This is a genomic window from Streptomyces sp. NPDC059142 (genome assembly GCF_042755665.1).
GTDB lineage: Bacteria > Actinomycetota > Actinomycetes > Streptomycetales > Streptomycetaceae > Streptomyces.
Genome location: NZ_JBHZDA010000152.1, coordinates 1 through 6,370 on the forward strand (window position 1 = coordinate 1; position 6,370 = coordinate 6,370).

The following is a 6,370-nucleotide window of genomic DNA, read 5'->3' on the forward strand; positions in this document are numbered from 1 at the left end:
CCCGCGGGGGGTTGTGTTGCGCCGGTTCTCCCCCGCATTCCCCCCCCTCCCGCCCCGGGCCAGGCGCGGGCCCCCGCGGCGCGGGGCCGCGGGGCCCTTCTCCGTCGCCCACGGGGCGGTCAGCCCTCGTCGGCGAGGATCAGATAGAGCTTCTTGCGCGATTCGTTGATGACCGCCAGGGCCTTCTCCCGCTGATCGGGGGTGCCGGTCTTCCAGACCTGGCCGAAGGCTTCCATCAGCCCGAATCCGGCCTGCCGTATCTCGTTCATCGACTCCCAGTCGATGCCGCGGCCGGCCTCCTCCCACGGAGCCTCGGGCCCCGATTCGGCCTCGGCGGCGCCCGCTTCGGTGAGGGTGAACAGCTTCTTGCCACCCTCGCTCCGGCTGGTGATCAGCCCCTCGTCCTCCAGCAACTGGAGGGTCGGGTACACCGATCCCGGGCTGGGCCGCCAGGCCCCGCCGCTGCGCTCGCCGATCTCCTGGATCATCTCGTAACCGTGCATCGGCCGGTCCTTCAGCAGCGCCAGGATCGAGGCGCGCACGTCACCACGCCGCGCCCTCCCCCGTCCTCCGCCGCCACGCCCCCGGCCACCCCCACCGAAGGGACCGCCGAACGGCGGCCCGAACGGCCCGAAGGCCCCACGCCGCCCCTCGAAGTCACCCCGGCCGAAGTGCCCGGGCCCGCAGTGACCGGGCCCCGGTCCGTGCTCATGTCCATGTGAACGCATTGCTACGCTCCCTTCATCGTTGATCTGTCGCGATGCGTCAACGATATATCGGAACCTGTCGCATGGCAATCCCTCTCCGATGAGCGCGCGTGACCCGTGACATCGAATTCGGGACGAGTGTCACCGAAGTTGGGCGGATCGCCGTTTTCGTGGGCGCGTAGTCTCGCCGCATGCACTCCCATCTGCGCTTCGAGAACCCTCCGGCTCTGCCCCATGAGAAGGTGGCCGAGTTCCTCGAACGGGCTCTGCGTGTCCCATCACTGGAGGGCGAGGCGGCAGCTGTACTGATCGGAAGTGCGCTGAACGACGACGATCGGGAGTTCGTCGAGCACTGGTGTGTCCAGGTCGGAACGCGGGCCGTGTCAGGCAGCCCCTTGCTCGGGCTGGCTGGCCTGTGCCTGGGACATGCGGCTCGACGCTTCGGATGTCTCAGCGATGAGGCCCTCGCCCTGGCGGAGTCGCTGGCGGCGCGTGCGGAGGCGGATCCGACAGACGTGGATGGCCGGGCCCTCGACGGCTTTGACGACATCCGGAGTTTCCTTCACCTGTGGTGAGGCCGTCGGTCAGCCGTCGGATTGTGCGGCCCGGTCACGGAGTTCCGCTCGCCAACGGAACCCTCTCTGCTGGCAGGTAACGCCGACCTGGACAGTCCGCCCGCGGTGGGTCCCGAGCGGTTCCCTATGGAGAACAGGGTCCTGCACGTCAACAGGGAGCTGATCCATCACGGCGCCGAGATCTCCCTGCTGCGCGACCTCCACCTCCGGCAGGACGGAGCCGGACCGCACCGGATATGACTTCCGGTAACCGGTGGCCGCCGATCCGGGATCACGCGTTGCCGAGCCGCGGGAGCGGCGCGCGTCAGGCGCCGAGCGTGCCGAAGAAGGTACGGACGTCGGCGACGAACGCCTCCGGCTGCTCCAGCGCGAGGAAGTTTCCGCCGCGCTCCAGCTCGCTCCAGTGGGTGATGTTGTGCTCCCGCTCGGCGAACCGGGCGATCGCGATGTCGGTGTGCAGGGCGACGGCCACACCGGTCGGGACGGTGCCGCGCGCCTTCGGGGCCCAGGCGGCGCTGTCGTGGCCCGCTTCGTAGTAGAGGTTCGCCGAGGAGCCGGCCGTGCCGGTGAACCAGTAGATGCTGATGTTGGTCAGCAGACGGTCGCGGCCCACGGCGTCCTCGGGAAGATCGGCGGCGGGGTCGGTCCATTCCTTGAACTTCTCCGCGATCCAGGCGAGTTGGCCGACCGGCGAGTCGTGCAGGCCGTAGGCGAGGGTCTGCGGGCGGGTGGACTGGATGGCGTTGAAGCCCATCTTGTCCTGCTGGAAGCTCTCCAGACGGGCCAGCCGCTCCTTCTCGGGCCCGGTGAGCCCGTCGAGTTCGGCGGGATCCCCGGAGGGGAAGGTGATCAGGCCGTTGACGTGGATACCGACGACCTGATCGGGTGCCTGGCGCCCCATCTCGACGGCGATCCCGGCGCCGCCGCCCGTTCCCTGGAGACCGTAGGCGCGGTAGCCGAGCCGGCCCATCAACTCGACGAACGCACCCGCGATGCGGCCGGTGTTCCAGCCGGCCTCGCCGAGCGGACCGGAGAAACCCGTGCCGGGCGTGGAGGTCACGACGACATGGAAGTCCCGCGTCAGTGGGCGGATGACGTCGACGAACTGTACGAAGGAACAGGGCCAGTCGTGCAGCAGGAGCAGCGGGACGGCCGCCGGATTCTCCGAACGGACGTGCAGGAAGTGGATGTTCTGGCCGTCGATCCCGGTGGTGAACTGAGGGAACTCGTTGAGCTCCGCCTCCGCCCGGCGCCAGTCGAAACCGTCGGCCCAGTACGCGGCCAGCCCCTTGAGGTAGTCGGTGGGCACACCCCGGCTCCAGCCGGTGCCGGGGATCTCACCGCCCCAGCGGGTGCGCGCCAGCCGGTCGCGCAGATCGTCGAGCTGGGCCTGCGCGATGTCGATGCGGTACGGGTGGATCCGGGCGTCGGTGTCGCTGCTGTTCTTCATGGGACCGACAGTATGCTCGATATAGGCACACCCTCTTCCTAATGAGACCTCAGGCTGGCTTCATGCTCGATACTTCCGCGCGTCTGCTGCGTCTGCTCTCCCTGTTGCAGACCCCACGGGCCTGGCCGGGATCCGAACTGGCCGAGCGCCTGGGGGTCAGCGGCCGTACCGTCCGCAACGACATCGACCGACTGCGCGAGCTGGGCTATCCCGTGGACGCCACCCGCGGAGCCACCGGCGGCTACCGGCTGGGCGCCGGGGCGGTGATGCCGCCGCTGCTGCTCGACGACGAGGAGGCCGTCGCGGTGACGATCGCCCTGCGCACCGCGGCGCAGGGCGCGGTCCCCGGCACCGAGGAAACCTCGCTGCGGGCGCTCTCCAAGCTGGAGCAGGTGCTGCCCTCACGGCTCCGCCGGCGGGTGCGCACGCTCCAGGCGTACACCGTGGCCGTGCCGGACGACCGCCCGGCCCCGGCCCTCTCCGCGGACGTGCTGACCACCCTGGTCTCCGCCTGCCGCGACCGGGAACGGCTGCGCTTCGACTACCTGGACCACGCCGGATCGCCCACCCGTCGTGTGGTGGAGCCGTATCGGGCCGTGAACTGGGGACGGCGCTGGTACCTGGTGGCGTGGGACACCGAGCGCGAGGACTGGCGGACTTTCAGGGCCGACCGCATCCGGCCCCGCACCCCGACCGGACCGCGCTTCGCCCCGCGCGAGCCGCCCGGCGCCGACATCGCGGCGTACGTCTCCCGACGGGTGTCGGGCGCGGCCTGGCGCCACCACGCGCGGGTGACCGTCCATGCCCCGGCGGCGGACGTGGTCGAACGGATCAACCCGGCGGTCGGCCTGGTCGAGGCGATCGACGCCGAGAGCTGCCTCCTGATCACCGGTGCGGACACGGTGCAGACCCTCGCCGTCCATCTGAGCCTGCTCGACCTCGACTTCGATGTCACCGAGCCCGAGGAACTGGTCACGTACCTGCGCCGGCTCGCCGACCGCTACGCCCGCTCCGTACCGCCCGCCCACTGAGGCGCGGACCCGCCGGGGCCGTCAGGAGCGGTGCCCGGCGGGGGCGGGCGTCGTCGGCGTCGCCGTCACCCGCGCTCCCGGAGGACACGGTGCACGCGGGACACACAGTGCATGCGGTGCACGTGGGACACGCCGACGGGTCCTGCGCGCGGTTCCCTACTCGACGATCGCGGTGACCTCGGCCTCGACGAGGATTCCCGGCTCGAAGAGGACATCCACACCGATCAGCGCGAGCGGCGGCGTGGCGAGGTCGAACTCGCGGGCCGCCTGCTCGACACCGGCGTTGAAGGCGTCGTACATGTCCCTCTTCCAGCCCGCGGCGTACCAGGTGAAGCGGACCACGTCGTGGAACGTCGCCCCTGCCGCGTCGAGTGCTCGCGCGACGTTGCGGTGGACCTGGGCGACCTGGCCCGCGAGGTCGCCCGGTGCCACGAGGTCGCCGTTCTCGTCCCAGGCGACCTGGCCCGCGATGTGGATCTGGCGGCTGCCCGTCGCCACCGCGACATGGTGGTAGAGCGGGACTCGGACATGTCCGTCCGGGTTGATCAGCGAAACAGCCATGAGATCTCCTTTGTTCACGGTCGTACGAGGGAATGCGCGGCCCCGGCCTCCCGTCCGTCCGCGACCTGCGCGGACAGCAGGCGCAACGCGTCGGCCGAGGCGGGGTCGTTGGGGGTGTAGACCTCCAACCGGTGGTCGGGGCCCTCGGGCTGGAGCCACACCTGGTAGTCGACGTCGACCGCGCCGACGGTCGGGTGCCGCAGGCGCATGGTGCCCACGGTGCACTCGGCGACATCGCCCCTGGCCCACAGTTCGGCGAAGTCACCGCTGTTCATGGCCAGTTCGCCGATAAGTTCGGCCAGCCCGGCGTCGTGCGGATATCTGCCGGCGGTCAGCCGCAGGTAGGCGACGTGGGAACGGGCCAGTTCCTCCCAGTTGCGGTGCAGATCGCGGGTGAGGGGGTCGAGGAAGAACATCCGGGGGATGGACGGCCGTCGCGCGGGATCGTGGGGCGCGTCGAAGTCGATGTGTTCCGCGACGAGTGCGTGCCCGGTGCGATTCCAGAGGAGTACGTCGCCACGCCGGCCGAGCACGACGGCCGGCGTGGTCTCCCCCAGGGAGGCCAGCAGTGCCAGGACGCGCGGGTGCGGCCGTTCCGGGCGGGGGCGGACCAGCCGTGAAGTGGCGGGCATGCGGGCGAGGTTGCGCAGATGCGCCGTCTCGGCCGCGTCGAGCCGGAGTACGTGCGCGAGCGCGTCGAGGACCTGGCGGGAGGCCGTACCGGCCTGGCCCTGCTCCAGCCGCGTGTAGTAGCCGGCGCTCACCCCCGCGAGCTGGGCCAGTTCCTCGCGGCGCAGCCCCGGTACGCGGCGGGCGGTCCCGTACGTGCGCAGTCCCACGTCGGCGGGCGTGACCCGGTCACGGCGGCTCTTGAGGTAGGCCCCGAGGCTCTCCAGCTCCATGGTTTCGAAGCGTAGGCGGCACGGCCCGGTCCCGCGTGCCCCTGCGAGGTGTACCCAGGACGGGGTGCCCTACGGCGGTGCGCCCTCTGGCGTGGGGACGGCCTGTCCGCGCCATCCTGCGTGCACCCGGGAAGGCGGATCGCTCCCGTCCTCCCGCACCCGCCCCGCCCTGCTCGTACGCTCGCCCCATGCGCATTCGAATCGTCGACGCCTTCGCCGACCGCCCCTTCACCGGCAACCCCGCCGGGGTGCTGCTCCTCGAATCCGACGGGTTCCCCGACGCCGCCTGGCTCCAGCGGGTCGCGGCCGAGGTGAACCTCTCCGAGACCGCCTTCGCCCATCCTCTGCCGCCCGGTGGCCCGGCCGACTGGGCGCTGCGCTGGTTCACGCCCGTCACCGAGGTGGGCATGTGCGGCCATGCCACGCTGGCCACCGCCCATGTGCTGCACAGCACGGGGCGCGCGAGCGGTGCGCTGCGCTTCGCCGCCCGGCCCGGCATCCTCGGGGCCACCGCGCACGACGACGGGTCCCTCACCCTGGACTTCCCGACGTCGCCGCTGACCGCCGTCACCGTTCCGGACGGGGTCCCGGCCGCGCTCGGCGCCGAGCCGGTCTCCGTGCACGACACGTCGGAGCACATCGGGGACCTGCTGGTCGAGCTGGCCGACGAGGCGACCGTACGGAACCTCGCACCGGACTTCGCGATGCTCAAGACCGTCTCCGGGCGGGGTGTGGTCGTGACAGCCGCCGCCGAGGATCCGCGCCGTGGCTACGACTTCGTCTCGCGGGGCTTCTTCCCCAACGTGGGTATCGACGAGGACCCGGTGACCGGGAGCGCGCACACCACGCTGGCCCCGTTCTGGTCGGCGCGGCTGGGGCGTACGGAGCTGACCGGGCTCCAGGTCTCCGCACGCACCGGGCTCGTCCGCACCTCCCTGCGGGGTGACCGGACGCTGCTCACCGGGCGGGCCGTGACGGTCATCGACGGCGAGCTGCACAGCACACCGTGACCTCCGCCGGGGGGGGGGGGGGCCCCCCCGCGCGCCCCCCCCCCCCCCCCCCCCCCCGGGGCGCCCCCCCCCCCCCGGCGCGGCCCCCCCCCCCGGGCCCCCCCCGGGCGCCCGCGGCAGCGGGCCCGCCCCCC

At 71.8% G+C, this 6,370-nt stretch carries 7 protein-coding genes and 1 pseudogene; 4 read left to right on the forward strand and 4 right to left on the reverse strand.

Annotated elements, in window-relative coordinates; all coding sequences use genetic code 11:
• Positions 1 to 119 precede the first annotated feature (119 nt).
• The gene (locus ACFXPK_RS31265) at positions 120 to 728 is read right to left on the reverse strand and encodes a PadR family transcriptional regulator (protein WP_384995725.1); all 609 of its coding nucleotides are present in this window, start codon (positions 726 to 728) and stop codon (positions 120 to 122) included.
• Positions 729 to 898: 170 nt separating this feature from the next.
• Here ACFXPK_RS31265 and ACFXPK_RS31270 point away from each other — a divergent pair, with 170 nt between their 5' ends.
• Positions 899 to 1,282 carry a hypothetical protein gene (locus ACFXPK_RS31270; RefSeq protein WP_385080505.1) on the forward strand — a complete coding sequence of 128 codons (384 nt, stop codon included), beginning with the start codon at positions 899 to 901 and terminating at the stop codon, positions 1,280 to 1,282.
• Positions 1,283 to 1,360: 78 nt separating this feature from the next.
• Positions 1,361 to 1,522, forward strand: a pseudogene (locus ACFXPK_RS31275) (DinB family protein); the annotation flags it as partial.
• 64 nt (positions 1,523 to 1,586) lie between these two features.
• On the opposite strand, the gene ACFXPK_RS31280 reads toward ACFXPK_RS31275, so the two are convergent.
• The gene (locus ACFXPK_RS31280) at positions 1,587 to 2,732 is read right to left on the reverse strand and encodes an epoxide hydrolase family protein (protein WP_385080507.1); all 1,146 of its coding nucleotides are present in this window, start codon (positions 2,730 to 2,732) and stop codon (positions 1,587 to 1,589) included.
• 62 nt (positions 2,733 to 2,794) lie between these two features.
• On the opposite strand from ACFXPK_RS31280, the gene ACFXPK_RS31285 reads away from it, so the two are divergent.
• Complete coding sequence (locus ACFXPK_RS31285) at positions 2,795 to 3,763, forward strand: helix-turn-helix transcriptional regulator (RefSeq protein ID WP_385080509.1); 969 nt, start codon at positions 2,795 to 2,797, stop codon at positions 3,761 to 3,763.
• A 156-nt stretch (positions 3,764 to 3,919) separates the two neighbouring features.
• Here ACFXPK_RS31285 and ACFXPK_RS31290 read toward each other — a convergent pair whose 3' ends face one another.
• Positions 3,920 to 4,324, reverse strand: a complete 405-nt coding sequence (locus ACFXPK_RS31290) for a RidA family protein (protein ID WP_385080511.1) — start codon at positions 4,322 to 4,324, stop codon at positions 3,920 to 3,922.
• 14 nt (positions 4,325 to 4,338) lie between these two features.
• On the reverse strand, positions 4,339 to 5,226 hold the full coding sequence (locus ACFXPK_RS31295) for a helix-turn-helix transcriptional regulator (RefSeq protein WP_384995716.1): 888 nt from the start codon (positions 5,224 to 5,226) through the stop codon (positions 4,339 to 4,341).
• A 188-nt stretch (positions 5,227 to 5,414) separates the two neighbouring features.
• On the opposite strand from ACFXPK_RS31295, the gene ACFXPK_RS31300 reads away from it, so the two are divergent.
• Positions 5,415 to 6,236, forward strand: a complete 822-nt coding sequence (locus ACFXPK_RS31300; protein ID WP_384995713.1) for a PhzF family phenazine biosynthesis protein — start codon at positions 5,415 to 5,417, stop codon at positions 6,234 to 6,236.
• Positions 6,237 to 6,370: the final 134 nt, after the last annotated feature.

Bases quoted from the DNA above. Each gene is read 5' to 3' on its own strand.
- ACFXPK_RS31265 (WP_384995725.1), bottom strand. From the start codon at position 728: ATGCGTTCACATGGACATGAGCACGGACCGGGGCCCGGTCACTGCGGG.
- ACFXPK_RS31270 (WP_385080505.1), top strand. From the start codon at position 899: ATGCACTCCCATCTGCGCTTCGAGAACCCTCCGGCTCTGCCCCATGAG.
- ACFXPK_RS31280 (WP_385080507.1), bottom strand. From the start codon at position 2,732: ATGAAGAACAGCAGCGACACCGACGCCCGGATCCACCCGTACCGCATC.
- ACFXPK_RS31285 (WP_385080509.1), top strand. From the start codon at position 2,795: ATGCTCGATACTTCCGCGCGTCTGCTGCGTCTGCTCTCCCTGTTGCAG.
- ACFXPK_RS31290 (WP_385080511.1), bottom strand. From the start codon at position 4,324: ATGGCTGTTTCGCTGATCAACCCGGACGGACATGTCCGAGTCCCGCTC.
- ACFXPK_RS31295 (WP_384995716.1), bottom strand. From the start codon at position 5,226: ATGGAGCTGGAGAGCCTCGGGGCCTACCTCAAGAGCCGCCGTGACCGG.
- ACFXPK_RS31300 (WP_384995713.1), top strand. From the start codon at position 5,415: ATGCGCATTCGAATCGTCGACGCCTTCGCCGACCGCCCCTTCACCGGC.